Genomic DNA, 13,757 nt, shown 5'->3' with positions numbered 1-13,757 from the left:
GCCCGAGTCGCCGCACCCCCGTACTACTACTCTCCGGGGAGCCCCTGAATTGACAGTGCCGACAGCCGGATTTGAGAATCCACGCCGGAGTAAAAAACACCGGGACGGAGACGGCTATGGCTGTGGGTACAGTGAAATGGTTCAACGATGCCAAGGGCTTCGGCTTTATTGAACCAGAAATGGGCGGGGAAGACGTGTTCGCACATTTCTCGGCCATCCAGATGGAGGGTTTTCGCACGCTTCGCCAAGGCGGCCGCGTGAGTTTTGATCTGGTCCAGGGCCCCAAGGGCCAGCTGGCGCAGAACATCACCCCGATCGAAGACAGCATCGTGCTGGAGCGCAGCGCCGCCTGAGCCTGTCTGGCAAGTCGCGCCAGCAGGCGCGCGCCCCTTCAAGACCCGCCCTCAGCGGGTCTTTCGCTTTGCAGGTGCTGGCGCCCCCGCCAGGCCGCGGAACGTTGTGGCCGTCACCCACTCCACGATCTGCTCGTCGCTGTGCTGGCCTCCGGCCTTGAGTAGCCCCACCACGGGATCGCAGGCTCGAGCAAAGAGCGTGTACAGCGCCAACTCAGGCGGCAGTTCGGGATCGATCTCCGCGCTGGCCTGAGCCGCCAGGATCCACTCCCCCATCCGGTCGCTGAGTTCCAGCAGCCGGTTCATATAGTCCTTGTGCTCCTTGAGCGCTGCCACCAGCCGCGAGTTCTGCGCCGGCAGGCTGGGCATTTCCCCCTCCAGCTGGGTGCGCAAGGTCCAGCGCACCAGGTCCTGCAACTGGGCCAAGGGGCCCGGCTCGGGCACGCGGCGCGCCTGCTCCTGCACCTGATGCAGGGCTCTATCTAGCGCACGAACCATGGCCGCCGCCGCCAACTCCTCCTTGGACGTGAAGTGCTTGTATAGACTGGCCTTGGACAGACCGGCCTCGGCCGCCACTTCATCCACCGTCATCAGCTCATAGCCCTTGGCGGCCAGCAGACGATTCACGGCGCCGACGATGGCGTCCTCGCGGACACGATGGACCTGTTCTTTAAAGGAGAGGCGAGTCATGCACCAGATTCTAGCAATCCAGACGTCAAAGTTCAAACTTTGTACTTGACTGATCAATTGTGAACTGACTAGTATTTGCACAAACAAAGCAGTTCATTAGGAGTCAGCACGTGGAACGCATTGCCGTCATCGGCTCGGGCATCACCGGCCTGGCCGCCGCCCGCAGCCTGAGTCAGGCCCTGGGCCCCGGCTCGGTCAGCCTGTTCGAGGCCGAGGGGCGCCCAGGCGGCCACGCCCATACCGTCGACATCGAACTCGAGGGCATCACCCACGGCGTGGACACGGGCTTTCTGGTCTTCAATGACCGCACCTACCCGCGCCTGATCCAACTCTTCAAGGAGCTGGGCGTGGAGCCCTCCGATGCCGACATGTCCTTCTCGGTCCAGGCCCCCGGTCTGGAGTGGTGCGGCAGCGATCTCAACAGCGTCTTCGCCCAGCGCAGCAATCTGCTGCGCCCCGGCTTCTGGCGCATGCTCAGCGAGATTCTTCGCTTCAACCGGCTGTGCACCGAGCTGGCCCAGCGCGGTGAAGAGGCCGCCTTGTCCGAGTCCGTGGAGCACTTTCTGGACCGTAACGGGTTCGGCACGCGCTTTCGCGAGGGCTATCTGCTGCCCATGGTCGCCTGCATCTGGTCCTGCCCCACGGGCCAGATGCTGCAGTTCCCCATCGCCACGCTGATCCGCTTCTGCCACAACCATGGTCTGCTGAGCATCAACGATCGCCCCCAGTGGCGCAGTCTGCGCGGCGGCTCGCGCGAGTATGTGCGGCGCATCGTGGCCGGACTGGGCGATGTTCGGCTGGGTCAGGCCGTGCATGGCGTGCGACGCGACGGCGCAGGCGCCACCGTACTCACCGGTCGCGGCGTGGAGCATTTCTCACGGGTGGTGATGGCCTGCCACAGCGACCAGGCCCTGCGTCTGCTGGGCGACGATGCCACGGCCGAGGAACGTCGTCTGCTAGGCGCCATCCGCTACCAGCCCAACCGCGCCGTGCTGCATACCGATGCCGAGCTGCTGCCGCGCCGACGTCTGGCCTGGGCAGCCTGGAACTACGAGTCCTCGCTGCCGCCCGGCAGCGGCGGCAAGGGCCCGCGCGAGGATGGCTCGGTCTGCCTGCACTATCTGCTCAACCGCCTGCAGGTGCTGCCCTGGAGCCAGCCCGTCATCGTCTCGCTCAACCCCCTGCGCGAGCCCGATGGTGCCAAGGTGCTGCGCGAGTTCGAGTACGCCCATCCCATCTTCGATCTGGCGGCGATCCAGGCCCAGGGGCAGCTGGCCCACATCCAGGGCAAGCGCCACACCTGGTTCTGCGGCGCCTGGGCCGGCTATGGCTTCCATGAGGACGGCCTGGCCTCGGGTCAGGATGCGGCCCAGTCCCTGCTGCAAAGCCTCAGGGCCAAGGAACTGGCGGCATGAATCCGAGCGCGCCGCCCGCGACGGCAGCAGCCGCCTCAGCGCCCGCATCCGCTGGGCGGTCCGAGCGCGCCCTGCTGGGTTTCGGCCAGGTCTGGCACAAGCGGCTGCGCCCCGCGAGCCACGAGTTTCGGCATGACAGCTACTTCCTCATGCTGCCGCTTCGCAGCCTGCGGCGCGCACCCGAGCCCTGGCTGCGGCGCAATCGCTGGGGCCTGCTCAGCTTTCACGACCTTGATCATGGCGAGGGCGGGCCCGACGCGCTGGCCTGGTTCGAGCAGCTGCTCGCCCGCGAGAACATCCACGACGCCGATGGCGAGATCTGGCTGCAGACCTATCCGCGCATTCTGGGCCACACCTTCAAGCCGGTCAGCTTCTGGTGGGCGATGCGGGCCGACGGCTCGCCCGCGGCCCTGCTGGCCGAGGTGAACAACACCTTTGGTGACCGCCACTGCTACCTGCTCAGCGGCCCGGACCTGCGCCTGGGTGCTGAGCTGAGCGCGGCCAAGCTGCTGCATGTCTCGCCCTTCTGCGCCCTGGAAGGTCGCTACCGTTTCCGCTTCCATCTCGCGCACGACGACACGGGATCACCGCGCCACGCCCTGGTCCGTGTCGACCATGACGATGCCCAGGGCGCGCTGCTGCAAACCAGCCTGGGCGGCGCCCTGCAAACCTTGAAGGCCGGCAGCGTGCTGCGGGCCTTCTTCGGCATGCCCCTGCTCACCCTGGGCGTTGTGCTGCGCATTCACTGGCACGCGCTGCGCTTGTGGCTCAAGCGCGTGCCCTTCCATCGCCGCCCCGCGGCCCCAGAAAACTTCCTGAGCCGATGAACACCACCACTGCCAGCACCCTCTCCCTCCCCTCGGCGCTGCCAGGCACCGCCCGGCGCGTGCTGAGCCTGCTCGCCGGCATGAGCCACGGGCAGCTCGACCTGAAGCTGCCCGACGGCCAGCAGCTCAGCCTGGGGCAAGGACCTTTGCACGCCAGCCTGCATCTGCACGACTGGCGGGTCTTTTCCCTGGCGCTGAAGAGCGGCGACATCGGATTTGCCGAGGCCTATATCCAGGGCCTGTGGGACAGCCCAGATCTGGCCGCCCTGCTCAAGCTGCTGCTGGCCGAGCGCGAGGCCCTGGAGCGCGTGGTCTACGGCGCCTGGTGGGGGCGCCTGGTCTACCTGCTGCGTCACGCCCTGAACCGCAACACGCGCAGCGGCAGCGCCCGCAACATCCACGCCCATTACGACCTGGGCAATGCCTTCTACGCCGAGTGGCTGGACCCCAGCATGAGCTACTCCAGCGCCTGGTTCGAAGGCCGGCCCGAAGCTGACTTGCAGCAGGCCCAGCAGGCCAAGATCCGCCGCGCGCTTGACGAGGCGGGCGTGCAGGCCGGCAGCCGCGTGCTGGAGCTGGGCTGCGGCTGGGGCAGCTTGGCCATGGCGGCGGCACAGGATCGGGGTGCCCAGGTCACCGGCATCACCCTCTCGCACGAGCAGCTGGCCTGGGGCCGCCAGCGAGTGGCCCAAGCGGGTCTTGAAACCCAGATCGATCTGCGCCTGCAGGACTACCGCGAGCTGAGCGAATCCCAGCCTGCCGGTCAGTACGACGCCATCGTCTCCATCGAGATGTTCGAAGCCGTGGGCCGCGAGTACTGGGACAGCTACTTCCGCACCCTGTGGCATTGCCTCAAGCCCGGCGGGCGCGCCTGCATCCAGACCATCACGATCCGCGATGCGCTGTTCGAGCGCTATGTGCGCTCGACCGACTTCATTCAGCAGTACATCTTCCCCGGCGGGCTGCTGCCCAGCATCTCGGCCTTCGAGGAACTGGCCCAGCGTCACGGCCTGGTCCTGGAGCGCCAGCTGGCCTTCGGCCGCGACTATGCCGAGACCCTCAGGCGCTGGCACGTGCGATTCAACGAGCGCGAGGCCGTGCTGCGCGAACAGGGCTTCGATCGCCGCTTCATGCGCACCTGGCGCTTCTATCTGGCCTATTGCGAGGCTGGCTTCGCCCAGGGTGATACCGATGTGGTGCAGTTCACGCTGCGCCGACCTCAGGAAGCGGCCTGAGGCCGCCGCAGACGAGGCAATAGACCATGAAGCGCCGCGCCCTCCTGCTGCTGGCCGCCGGCATGCCGGCTCTGCCCCTGGCCGTCCACGCTCAGGCCCAGATGCGGCCTGCGCCGCCGCCCGAAGTACGCGAGGCGCTGCCCGACGTGCGTCTGGTGGGGGCGGGCGAGTTTCGCTTCTTCGGCCTCTCGGTGTACGAGGCGCGGCTCTGGGCGCCGCCTGGGCCCCTGGATCCGGACTATCTGCGCCAGCCCCTGGCCCTGGAACTGCGCTATGCGCGCACGCTCAAAGGCGAGTCGATCGCGGAGCGATCCGTCGAAGAGATGCGCCGTGCAGGCCCGCTGGACGAAGGCCGCGCGAGCGAATGGCTGGCCCTGATGCGTCGCGCCTTTCCGGATGTGAGCGCGGGGGAGCGCCTCACCGGCCTGTCCGAGCCCTCGGGCCGCGTGCGCTTTCTGCACAACGGCCGGCCCACCGCCGAGACGCAGGACGCCGAGTTCGCGCGCCGCTTCTTCGGCATCTGGCTGGCCCCCTCCACCAGCGCTCCGGCCCTGCGCCGCCAGCTGCTGGGCCCGGAGTTGCGCACGTGAACGCCGCGGCCGCGGCCCTGCCCCCGCGTGCCGGTCTGGCCTATGGGGCCCTGGGCCTGCCCCTGGCCTTCCTGGCCCTGCCGCTCTATGTCAGCCTGCCCCAGCACTACGCCCAGAACCACGGCGTGCCCCTGGCCCTGCTGGGCCTGGTGCTGCTGCTCACCCGTTCGGCCGACGCCCTGCTCGACCCCTTGATCGGCCAGGGCGTGGACCGGCTCTTCGGCCGCTCCCTCGGCGCCGTGCGCGGCCTGGCCTTGCTGGCCGGCCTGGTGCTGGGCCTGGGCTTTGCCGCCCTCTTCTTCCCGCCCTGGACCGACTACGCGAGCTCGCCCGCGCCCCTGCTGGCCTGGCTGGTGCTGAGTCTGGTGTTCACCTACCTAGCCTTCAGCGCCCTGAGCGTGCTGCACCAGGCCTGGGGCACCCGCCTGGGCGGTGACGCGCCGCAGCGGGCTCGGGTGGTGGCCTGGCGCGAGGGCTTCGGCCTCGTGGGCGTCTTGCTGGCCAGCGTGCTGCCGACCCTGGTGGGGCTGCCCTGGAGCACCGGCGTCTTGCTGCTCACGCTGGCGCTGGGCCTGGCCATGCTGCTGCGCGCGGCCCCACGGCCGGCCCGAATCGCCGGATCGGACGACGCCCGGGCCGGTGCCTGGCGCGCACCGCTGGGCAACAAGCCGTTTCGCGGCTTGCTGGCCGTCTTCATGGCCAATGGCATCGCCAGCGCCGTGCCGGCAACGCTGCTGGTGTTCTTTGTGCAGGACCGGCTGCAGGACGCGGCCGGCTTGCCGCTCTATCTGTTTGCCTATTTTTTGGCCGCCGCCCTCTCGGTACCGCTGTGGCTGCGTCTGGTCGGCCGCCTGGGCCTGAGCCATGCCTGGCTGCTGGGCATGGGCCTGGCGGTGCTGGCCTTCGCGGGCGCCCTGGCCCTGCCGGCAGGCGCGCGCGGCGGCTTTCTGGCAGTCTGCCTGGCCAGCGGCGTGGCCCTGGGGGCCGATCTTGCCCTGCCGGGCGCCCTGCTGACCGGCCTGGTCCAGCGGGCCGGTCATGGCGCGCTATCGGGCGCCTACGCCGGCTGGTGGACGGCCGCCAGCAAACTCAATCTCGGCCTGGCCGCGGGCGCGGCCCTGCCCCTGCTGGCCCTGGCGGGCTACACACCCGGCGCTCGCGCGCCCGAGGCGCTGCAGGCCCTGGGACTGGCCTATGTGGCCCTGCCCTGCGCGCTCAAGCTCTTGGCCGCCGCCCTGCTCTGGCGCTGGGCACGCAGCCCCGGCGCCGAACCCTGACCCCCTGCTGCCCCACGAGAACTCTCATGTCACCCACCACCCGACGCCAACTTCTGCTGCTCGGCGGCGGCGCCACCGCCGGCGCCCTGCTCGGCGGCTGCTCCAGCGGCCCCAGCCTCGCCGACCACCGCGGCCAGACCCCGGTCTTCGACCTGCGCCGCTTCTTCGACGGCCGGGTGCTGGCCCATGGCATCGTCAGCGAGCGCGGCGGCAAGATCGCGCGCCGCCTCTATGCCACGCTGGACTGCAGCTGGCAGGGCGAGCGCGGCATCCTGGACGAGAACTTCCTCTTCGATGACGGCGAGCGACAGCGCCGCGTCTGGCGCCTGCAGCGCCTGGGCGAGCATCGCTACAGCGGCCGCGCCGACGATGTGGTGGGCGAGGCCCTGGGCGAATCGGTGGGGCCTGCCTTCAACTGGCGCTACACCTTGCAGGTGCCGGTGCGAGGCAGCGTCTACGACATCGACTTCGATGACTGGATGTACCTGATCGACGAGAGCACGGTGCTCAACCGCGCCAGCATGAGCAAGTTCGGCGTGCAGGTGGGCGAGGTGCTGATTTCGCTGCGCAAGGCCTGAGACGGGAGCCCATCATGTCTGCGAATCCAAGGCTGCAGGACTGGCGCGGCCGCGTGGTCTGGATCGTCGGTGCCTCCTCGGGCATAGGCCGCGCCACGGCCGCCAAGCTTCATGAGCAGGGCGCGCATCTCATGGTCTCGGCCCGCTCGGCCGCGGCCCTCGATCAGTTCTGCCGCGAGCATCCCGGCGCCGAGGCTCTGCCCCTGGATGTCGGCGATGCCCAGAGCCTGCAAAGCGCATGGACCCGGCTGATGGCCCGTGCCGGCCGTGTGGACCTGGTGATGTACTGCGCCGGTCATTACGAGGCTCTGGATGTGGACCACTACCGGCTGGAGCCCATGCTGCGCCATCTGGAGATCAATTACATCGGCGCGCTGCGCGTGCTGGAGCCGCTGCTGCCGCAGCTGATCCGGCAGGGTTCGGGCCATCTCAGCCTGGTGGCCAGCGTGGCCGGCTATCGCGGACTGCCTCAGGCCCTAGCCTATGGGCCCAGCAAGGCCGCCATGCAGCATCTGGCCGAGATCCTTTTCCTAGAACTGCAGCCGCGCGGCATCGGTGTGTCGGTGATCAACCCGGGCTTTGTGGAGACCCCGCTGACGGCTCAGAACCGCTTCCACATGCCGGCCCTGATCTCGCCCGAGGAGGCGGCCGAGCACATTCTGCGCGGCTGGCGCCAGGGGCGCTTCGACATCCACTTCCCGCGCCGCTTCACCAACTGGCTCAAGCTGCTGCAGTTGCTGCCGCACCGCCTCTATGTGGGTGCGGTGCGCCGCACCACGGGGCTCTGAGCCCCAGCGCCTCAACACCAAGAAAGAGCTCCCGCATGGACAGACTGCCCCGCCTTGCCTGCAGCGACCCGCGACTGACGCGCCTGATCGCCATCTACGAGACCCTGGCACCCGCCACCCTGGGCGCGTTGGAGGCCTTGTTCGCGCCCCAGGCTCGCTTTGTGGACCCCTTCAACGATGTGAGCGGGCCCGCGGCGATCCGCCGGGTCTTCGAGCATATGTTCGAGACCGTGGACGCCCCCCGCTTCGAGGTGCTGGACGCCGCCATCGGAGCGGGCGGCGGCGCCTTCTTGCTGTGGAACTTCCACTTCCAGTCGCGCGACAAGCAGCGCACGCCGCGCTGCATCCAGGGCACCAGCCATCTGCGCTTCGACGAGCAGGGGCGCGTGCTGCTGCATCAGGACCACTGGGACCCGGCACGCCAGCTCTACGAGGGCGTCCCGCTGCTGGGCGGACTGCTGCGTCGCCTGCGCGAACACCTGGCCGCGCGCTGAACCGACATGGGCATCCCCCGCAAGCGCGGGGGGTGATTGCCCTGCGTTCGCGGGTGGCGCGGCCGCCAAGGCCTGCCTACAGTGGGGCTGAGCCAGGAGTACCGCCATGAGCAACGCCGCCCCGACCCGCCCCAGCACCTTGACCAGCAGCCTCAGTGAACGGCTGCGTGCGGCCAGCCAGGCCCTGCGCCAAGGCAGCTGCGGCATCGAGGGTCTGGAGGTCAGCGACTCCTGCTGGGAGGAATGGGATAGCTTGGCCCGCGAGAGCGAGCGGCGCCAGCGCGAAGCCCAGCAGGCTGCCCTGATACGCGGCAGCGAATGGTTCCGCGGCAAGCGAGCCTGAGCCCTCGCCCCTCCAAAGACAAAACCCGCGGGCCGGGCGGCCACGCGGGTTTTCTTTTGGGATGAGGCCGCTGCGGCCGGGCCGCCTTGCCGGGCCCGGCATCGGACTCAGTCTTCCATGCAGGAGATCATGACCTGACCGAAGCCCGAGCAGGAGACCTGGGTGGCGCCGTCCAGCAGACGGGCGAAGTCGTAGGTCACCTTCTTGGACAGGATGGCCTTTTCCATGGCGCTGATGATGAGGTCGGCGGCGGCCGTCCAGCCCATATGACGCAGCATCATCTCGGCCGAAAGAATCTCGCTGCCGGGGTTCACATAGTCCTTGCCGGCGTACTTGGGCGCGGTGCCGTGCGTGGCCTCGAACATGGCCACCGAGTCGCTCAGATTGGCGCCGGGGGCGATGCCGATGCCGCCCACCTGGGCCGCCAGCGCGTCGGAGATGTAGTCGCCGTTGAGGTTCAGGGTGGCGATCACCGAGTACTCGGCCGGACGCATCAGGATCTGCTGCAGGAAGGCATCGGCGATGCTGTCCTTGACCACGATGTCACGGCCCGTGCGCGGGTTCTTGAGCTTGACCCAGGGGCCACCGTCGATCAGCTCGGCACCGAACTCCTTCTGGGCCAGGGCATAGCCCCAGTCGCGGAAGGCGCCCTCGGTGTACTTCATGATGTTGCCCTTGTGGACCAGGGTCACGCTGGGCTTGTCATTGTCGATGGCGTACTGGATGGCCTTTCGCACCAGGCGCTCGGTGCCCTCGCGCGAGACCGGCTTCACACCCAGGCCCGAGGTCTCGGGGAAGCGGATCTTCTTGACGCCGAATTCGGTCTGCAGGAAGGCGATCAGCTTCTTGGCCTTGTCGCTCTCGGCCTCGAACTCGATGCCGGCATAGATGTCTTCCGAGTTCTCGCGGAAGATCACCATATCGGTCTTCTCGGGCTGCTTCAGCGGCGAGGGCACGCCCTTGAAGTAGCGCACCGGGCGCAGGCAGACATAGAGGTCCAGCTCCTGGCGCAGGGCCACATTGAGCGAGCGGATGCCGCCGCCCACCGGCGTGGTCAGCGGGCCCTTGATCGAGACCACATAGTCCCGCAGCACCTGCAGGGTTTCCTCGGGCAGCCAGACGTCCGGACCGTAGACCTTGGTGGACTTCTCGCCCGCGTAGATCTCCATCCAGTGGATCTTCTTGGCGCCGCCATAGGCCTTGGCCACGGCCGCATCCACCACCTTGATCATCACCGGCGTGATGTCCAGGCCGGTGCCATCGCCTTCGATGAAAGGGATGATGGGCTGGTCAGGCACGTTCAGCGAGAAGTCGGCGTTGACGGTGATCTTCTGCCCGCCTTCGGGCACCTGGATATGTTGGTACATGGGTAGGCTTCTGACGCGCGGGGCGTGCTGTGGAACAAGGTCGCGGCGATTCTATGCCAGGGCCCGAGTCTTATATAAGTCTTGGGGACGCGCGCCCTGTTCATCGGCACGCGGCATGCACCGCGAGACTCAGCGGCACCAGTCGGCCACCTGGGCCCAAACCCCGTGACCCAGGGCCCAGATCGATGCGGCAGCCAGGCTCAGCCCCGCGAGGCGAACCGCCCAGGCACTGCCCCCCTGGCCAAAGAGCCGGGTCAGCAGCACCGGCCCCAGCACCAGGCCCAGGCCCGAGGCGGCGGCAAAGGCCGTCATCACGGCGGCGCCCTGCAGCGGGCCGGAGGCCAGGGCCGCCACCACCAGGGCCGATTGCAACAGGCCGCAGGGCCAGGCCAGCCAGGCCAGGCCCGCCAGACCGGCCCGCGCGCGGGCAGATGCGGGCGAGGCCGGCGCCATGACCGCCTGGCCCGGGCCGAGGCCGGCCACGGAAACCCGCGCCACGCGCTCGCCGCGTGAGCCCAGGTTCTCGATCCAGGCTGGCTGACGCCCGCGCCACAGCAGGTACAGGCCCAGGCCCAGGGCCGCCATGTGCAACATGACCCACAGCGGCCGCAGCAAAGCACTGGCCTGGCCCAGCTGGGCGGCCCAGCCCACGCTGGCCGCCGCCAGGGCGCCGCCCACAGCATAACTCAGAACCCGGGCCAGATGGAAGCTCCAGGCCGGCCCCGCCCCGCCCCGGCTCAGGCCGGCGCAGGCCGCGCCACACATGGCGGTGCAGTGCGGCGCGCCGGCAAGCCCCATCAGCAGGGCCGAAGAGACCAGGGCGGCATCCATGCGCTGGTGAGCGGCCTAGGCCTTAGATGATCTTGGAGAACTGGGCCCGGGTGCGATCGGCCTGCAGGTAGCGGTCGAACACCATGGCCACCGCGCGCACGAAGTACCAGCCCAGGGCGGTGACCTCGATGGCATCGGCGCTAAGCTGCACCATGCCGGCCTCCTCCAGAGGGCGCAGCTGTTCCAGCTCGGCGCGGAAGTAGTCCGGCACCTTGATCAGATGCGCCAGCTCGATGGACTCGAAGGCCACGCGGCCCTGGCACATCAGGGCCATGATCATGGCGCGCCGCACCAGATCATCGCGGTTGAGCGCCAGGCCGCGGTTCACCGGCAGCTGCCCCTGGCGCAGCAAATCGTAGTACTCGTACAGCGTCTTGGCATTCTGGCTGTAGGTCACGCCGACCCGGCCGATGGAGGACACGCCCAGGCCGATCATGTCGCAGTCCGCCTGGGTGCTGTAGCCCTGGAAATTGCGATGCAGACGGCCCTGGCGCTTGGCCACGGACAGCGCGTCATTGGGCAGGGCGAAATGGTCCATGCCGATATAGGTGTAGCCCTGGGCCAGGAAGCCACCGATCGCGGCCGAGAGCATGGCCAGCTTGTCCCCGGCCGCGGGCAGCTGGGCGATGTCGATGCGACGCTGAGGCTTGAAGCGCTGGGGCAGATGGGCGTAGCCATAGAGCGCGATCCGATCGGGGCGCAACTCACAGACCTGGGCAATGGTGCGCTGGAACGAGGCCGCCGTCTGCAAAGGCAGGCCGTAGATCAGATCCACATTGATGGACTCAAAGCCCAGCTCGCGGGCCCCCTGCATCAGGGCCTGCACATCCTCAAAGCTCTGCAGGCGGTGCACGGCCTTCTGAACCGCCGGATCGAAGTCCTGAACGCCAAAGGACAGGCGGTTGAACCCCAGGCCGCGCAGATGGCGCAGGCGCTCGGCGCTCACGGTGCGGGGATCCACCTCGATGGAGATCTCGGCCCCGGGCGCCACACGGAAGCGCTGCTGGATGTCCTGCATCAGCTGGCCCAGTTCCTCGTCACTCAGGAAGGTGGGCGAGCCCCCGCCCAGATGCAGCTGAGACACGCTGGGCATGCGTCCCAAGTGCCCGAGGGTGAGATCCATCTCGGTGCGCAGCGCCTGCAGATATTCACCCGCCCGCTCATGGTGGCGGGTGATGACCTTGTTGCAGGCGCAGTAGTAACACACCGATTCACAGAAGGGGATGTGCACATAAAGCGACAATGGTGCGCTGCCGCCGACCAGGGCGCCACTGGCACGCTGGGCCAAGGCCTGCTCATACTGCTGAACGGTGAATGCCTCGACAAAGCGGTCGGCCGTGGGGTACGAGGTGTAGCGCGGTCCGGCGATGTCGTAACGACGCAGCAGGTCCTCGCTGATGGCGGGCGGAGTAAGGCAGGCAGACATGGACAAACTGTGCCAATCCCTGCAAGCGAGCCCTTGATTCACATCAAGCTTCATGCACGCCGACAGGTCAACAATGCGCGACATCTTGAGGAGCATCATGTCCACCACCACGCAAGCACCGTCCTGTTCCGGCCAGACCGCCACCCATGGCGAGTGTCCGGGCCGGGCCCTGCCGCTCGCCCGCGATGCGGGGGGCGCCGTCAAGGCCGAACCCTTCAAGGTGGCCTGTTCCAGCTGCAATCTGCGCGAGCTGTGCCTGCCGGTGGGCTTGTCCAGAAACGATCTTGAACAGCTCGACAGCCTGGTGGCCACCCGCCGCACCGTCTCCCGCGGTGACACCCTGTTCCGCACTGGCGATGCCTTCCAGTCGCTGTACGCGGTGCGCACAGGCTTCTTCAAGACCTGTGTCTCGGCCGAGGATGGTCGCGACCAGGTCACGGGCTTTCAGATGGCGGGTGAGTTGCTGGGCTTGGATGGCATCAGCAACGACCGCCACAGCTGCGATGCCGTGGCCTTGGAAGACTCCCAGGTCTGCGTGATTCCCTACAGCCAGCTCGAAGAGCTGTCGCGCGAATTCACCGACCTGCAGCACCAGTTCCACAAGATCATGAGCCGCGAGATCGTGCGCGACCATGGCGTGATGCTGCTGCTGGGCAGCATGCGCGCCGAGGAGCGCCTGGCGGCCTTTCTGCTGAATCTGACCCAGCGCCTGCAGGCACGCGGCTTCTCGGCCTCCAGCCTGGTGCTGCGCATGACGCGCGAGGAGATCGGCAGCTACCTGGGCCTCAAGCTCGAAACCGTCAGCCGCACCTTCTCCAAGTTCCAGGAAGAGGGGCTGCTGGAAGTGAAGCAACGCCAGATCCGCATCGTGGACCAGGCCGGACTTCAAGCCCTGGTCAACAGCAGCAGCTGCTGATGCTCGACGGCCTCGGCACCGAGGCCTCTGGAGCCAAGACAACCCCCGCCCCGCATCCGGAAGCCGACCGGATACGGACGCGGGGTTTTGCTTTCAGCGCGGGCCGGGCGCCTGGGCCGCAGCTCAATCCTCGGCCAGCAGGAGGCTGAGCCCGGAAGCCAGACTGGTCACCGCCCAGAAGCACAGAAAGGCCAGGCTGTACAGCGCCAGCGGGGACAGACCCATATGGCTGAGCCGGGCGTCCAGCAGCTCCGGGTCCAGCAGGCTGAACACCAGCCCCTCCAGCACCGCTGCCATCAGAAAAGAGGGCCAGAGCGCGGCCATCAGACGGCGCGAGCGCCGCGTCACCGGCTGGGAACTCGCGGCGTCCATGATTTACTGCCCGCCGGTCGCCGCGTGATTGCGAGCCTTGAGGGCCGGCACGTCGGAGGGGCTCTGGCGCACATCGGCCGAGGCATCTTTGCGCACGTCGAGCACCGGGTCGGGGAACTTGAGCGCCAGCGTGAGGGTCGCCGCGCAGGCCAGCACCACGATCAGGGGACCACCGACGACCAGCCACATCATGCCCACACGCCACCAGGGACCTTTGGGCTCCTCGGGCTTCACGGGATCGGCGGGCTTGTTCAT

17 protein-coding genes are annotated in these 13,757 nt (G+C 68.1%); 11 read left to right on the top strand and 6 right to left on the bottom strand.

Translation table 11 applies throughout. The features are described from left to right. The first annotated feature begins 116 nt into the window (after nucleotides 1-116). Nucleotides 117-353, top strand: coding sequence for a cold shock domain-containing protein (locus DFR39_RS05930; protein WP_133602624.1), 237 nt, complete (start codon nucleotides 117-119; stop codon nucleotides 351-353). Between the two features lie 51 nt (nucleotides 354-404). Here the strand turns inward: DFR39_RS05930 and DFR39_RS05925 are convergent, their stop codons facing one another. Next, a complete protein-coding gene (locus DFR39_RS05925; RefSeq protein WP_133602623.1) occupies nucleotides 405-1,043 on the bottom strand; it encodes a TetR/AcrR family transcriptional regulator in 639 nt (212 codons plus the stop codon). A 110-nt stretch (nucleotides 1,044-1,153) separates the two neighbouring features. Between DFR39_RS05925 and DFR39_RS05920 the strand changes: the two genes are divergently transcribed. The 9 genes from DFR39_RS05920 (at nucleotide 1,154) to DFR39_RS05880 (ending at nucleotide 8,590) form a co-directional block, all read left to right on the top strand. After that, entirely contained in the window at nucleotides 1,154-2,458 is a 1,305-nt protein-coding gene (locus tag DFR39_RS05920) for an NAD(P)/FAD-dependent oxidoreductase (RefSeq protein ID WP_133602622.1), read from the top strand. Continuing rightward, a complete protein-coding gene (locus tag DFR39_RS05915) occupies nucleotides 2,455-3,285 on the top strand; it encodes a DUF1365 domain-containing protein (RefSeq protein ID WP_133602621.1) in 831 nt (276 codons plus the stop codon). The genes DFR39_RS05920 and DFR39_RS05915 overlap by 4 nt, the downstream gene beginning before the upstream one ends. Beyond that, the gene (locus DFR39_RS05910) at nucleotides 3,282-4,520 is read left to right on the top strand and encodes an SAM-dependent methyltransferase (protein ID WP_133602620.1); all 1,239 of its coding nucleotides are present in this window, start codon (nucleotides 3,282-3,284) and stop codon (nucleotides 4,518-4,520) included. Before DFR39_RS05915 ends, DFR39_RS05910 begins: the two co-directional genes overlap by 4 nt. 26 nt (nucleotides 4,521-4,546) lie before the next feature. Then, nucleotides 4,547-5,110 carry a chalcone isomerase family protein gene (locus DFR39_RS05905; RefSeq protein ID WP_133602619.1) on the top strand — a complete coding sequence of 188 codons (564 nt, stop codon included), beginning with the start codon at nucleotides 4,547-4,549 and terminating at the stop codon, nucleotides 5,108-5,110. Beyond that, nucleotides 5,107-6,387, top strand: a complete 1,281-nt coding sequence (locus DFR39_RS05900; protein WP_133602618.1) for an MFS transporter — start codon at nucleotides 5,107-5,109, stop codon at nucleotides 6,385-6,387. The genes DFR39_RS05905 and DFR39_RS05900 overlap by 4 nt, the downstream gene beginning before the upstream one ends. A 26-nt stretch (nucleotides 6,388-6,413) precedes the next feature. Beyond that, nucleotides 6,414-6,965: a DUF3833 domain-containing protein gene (locus tag DFR39_RS05895; RefSeq protein WP_133602617.1), complete on the top strand. Its 552-nt coding sequence runs from the start codon at nucleotides 6,414-6,416 to the stop codon at nucleotides 6,963-6,965. Between the two features lie 14 nt (nucleotides 6,966-6,979). Further along, nucleotides 6,980-7,753, top strand: a complete 774-nt coding sequence (locus tag DFR39_RS05890) for an SDR family NAD(P)-dependent oxidoreductase (RefSeq protein ID WP_133602616.1) — start codon at nucleotides 6,980-6,982, stop codon at nucleotides 7,751-7,753. A gap of 35 nt (nucleotides 7,754-7,788) precedes the next feature. Further along, nucleotides 7,789-8,247, top strand: a complete 459-nt coding sequence (locus DFR39_RS05885; RefSeq protein WP_133602615.1) for a nuclear transport factor 2 family protein — start codon at nucleotides 7,789-7,791, stop codon at nucleotides 8,245-8,247. Between the two features lie 106 nt (nucleotides 8,248-8,353). Then, complete coding sequence (locus tag DFR39_RS05880) at nucleotides 8,354-8,590, top strand: hypothetical protein (protein WP_133602614.1); 237 nt, start codon at nucleotides 8,354-8,356, stop codon at nucleotides 8,588-8,590. Nucleotides 8,591-8,697: 107 nt separating this feature from the next. On the opposite strand, the gene icd is transcribed toward DFR39_RS05880, so the two are convergent. The 3 genes from icd to hemN form a co-directional block, all read right to left on the bottom strand. Then, nucleotides 8,698-9,957, bottom strand: a complete 1,260-nt coding sequence (gene icd / locus DFR39_RS05875) for an NADP-dependent isocitrate dehydrogenase (protein ID WP_133602613.1) — start codon at nucleotides 9,955-9,957, stop codon at nucleotides 8,698-8,700. 129 nt (nucleotides 9,958-10,086) lie between these two features. Then, nucleotides 10,087-10,788: a sulfite exporter TauE/SafE family protein gene (locus DFR39_RS05870; protein WP_133602612.1), complete on the bottom strand. Its 702-nt coding sequence runs from the start codon at nucleotides 10,786-10,788 to the stop codon at nucleotides 10,087-10,089. A 22-nt stretch (nucleotides 10,789-10,810) separates the two neighbouring features. Then, nucleotides 10,811-12,214, bottom strand: a complete 1,404-nt coding sequence (gene hemN / locus DFR39_RS05865) for an oxygen-independent coproporphyrinogen III oxidase (RefSeq protein WP_133602611.1) — start codon at nucleotides 12,212-12,214, stop codon at nucleotides 10,811-10,813. A 97-nt stretch (nucleotides 12,215-12,311) separates the two neighbouring features. On the opposite strand from hemN, the gene fnr reads away from it, so the two are divergent. Continuing rightward, nucleotides 12,312-13,130 carry a fumarate/nitrate reduction transcriptional regulator Fnr gene (gene fnr / locus DFR39_RS05860; RefSeq protein WP_133602610.1) on the top strand — a complete coding sequence of 273 codons (819 nt, stop codon included), beginning with the start codon at nucleotides 12,312-12,314 and terminating at the stop codon, nucleotides 13,128-13,130. 123 nt (nucleotides 13,131-13,253) lie between these two features. Here fnr and DFR39_RS05855 read toward each other — a convergent pair whose 3' ends face one another. Further along, on the bottom strand, nucleotides 13,254-13,502 hold the full coding sequence (locus DFR39_RS05855; RefSeq protein WP_133602609.1) for a hypothetical protein: 249 nt from the start codon (nucleotides 13,500-13,502) through the stop codon (nucleotides 13,254-13,256). A 3-nt stretch (nucleotides 13,503-13,505) separates the two neighbouring features. Beyond that, entirely contained in the window at nucleotides 13,506-13,757 is a 252-nt protein-coding gene (locus DFR39_RS05850) for a hypothetical protein (RefSeq protein WP_133602608.1), read from the bottom strand.

It is taken from the genome of Roseateles asaccharophilus (assembly GCF_004362405.1).
Classification (GTDB): Bacteria; Pseudomonadota; Gammaproteobacteria; order Burkholderiales; family Burkholderiaceae_C; genus Kinneretia; species Kinneretia asaccharophila.
Note: the sequence above shows the minus strand (reverse complement) of the source record. Positions and strands in the feature narration are given on the sequence as shown.

Excerpts from the sequence above, each read along its gene's own strand:
- DFR39_RS05930 (WP_133602624.1), top strand. The coding sequence starts at position 117 with ATGGCTGTGGGTACAGTGAAATGGTTCAACGATGCCAAGGGCTTCGGC.
- DFR39_RS05925 (WP_133602623.1), bottom strand. The coding sequence starts at position 1,043 with ATGACTCGCCTCTCCTTTAAAGAACAGGTCCATCGTGTCCGCGAGGAC.
- DFR39_RS05915 (WP_133602621.1), top strand. The coding sequence starts at position 2,455 with ATGAATCCGAGCGCGCCGCCCGCGACGGCAGCAGCCGCCTCAGCGCCC.
- DFR39_RS05910 (WP_133602620.1), top strand. The coding sequence starts at position 3,282 with ATGAACACCACCACTGCCAGCACCCTCTCCCTCCCCTCGGCGCTGCCA.
- DFR39_RS05905 (WP_133602619.1), top strand. The coding sequence starts at position 4,547 with ATGAAGCGCCGCGCCCTCCTGCTGCTGGCCGCCGGCATGCCGGCTCTG.
- DFR39_RS05895 (WP_133602617.1), top strand. The coding sequence starts at position 6,414 with ATGTCACCCACCACCCGACGCCAACTTCTGCTGCTCGGCGGCGGCGCC.
- DFR39_RS05890 (WP_133602616.1), top strand. The coding sequence starts at position 6,980 with ATGTCTGCGAATCCAAGGCTGCAGGACTGGCGCGGCCGCGTGGTCTGG.
- DFR39_RS05885 (WP_133602615.1), top strand. The coding sequence starts at position 7,789 with ATGGACAGACTGCCCCGCCTTGCCTGCAGCGACCCGCGACTGACGCGC.
- DFR39_RS05880 (WP_133602614.1), top strand. The coding sequence starts at position 8,354 with ATGAGCAACGCCGCCCCGACCCGCCCCAGCACCTTGACCAGCAGCCTC.
- icd (WP_133602613.1), bottom strand. The coding sequence starts at position 9,957 with ATGTACCAACATATCCAGGTGCCCGAAGGCGGGCAGAAGATCACCGTC.
- DFR39_RS05870 (WP_133602612.1), bottom strand. The coding sequence starts at position 10,788 with ATGGATGCCGCCCTGGTCTCTTCGGCCCTGCTGATGGGGCTTGCCGGC.
- hemN (WP_133602611.1), bottom strand. The coding sequence starts at position 12,214 with ATGTCTGCCTGCCTTACTCCGCCCGCCATCAGCGAGGACCTGCTGCGT.
- fnr (WP_133602610.1), top strand. The coding sequence starts at position 12,312 with ATGTCCACCACCACGCAAGCACCGTCCTGTTCCGGCCAGACCGCCACC.
- DFR39_RS05855 (WP_133602609.1), bottom strand. The coding sequence starts at position 13,502 with ATGGACGCCGCGAGTTCCCAGCCGGTGACGCGGCGCTCGCGCCGTCTG.
- DFR39_RS05850 (WP_133602608.1), bottom strand. The coding sequence starts at position 13,757 with ATGAACAAGCCCGCCGATCCCGTGAAGCCCGAGGAGCCCAAAGGTCCC.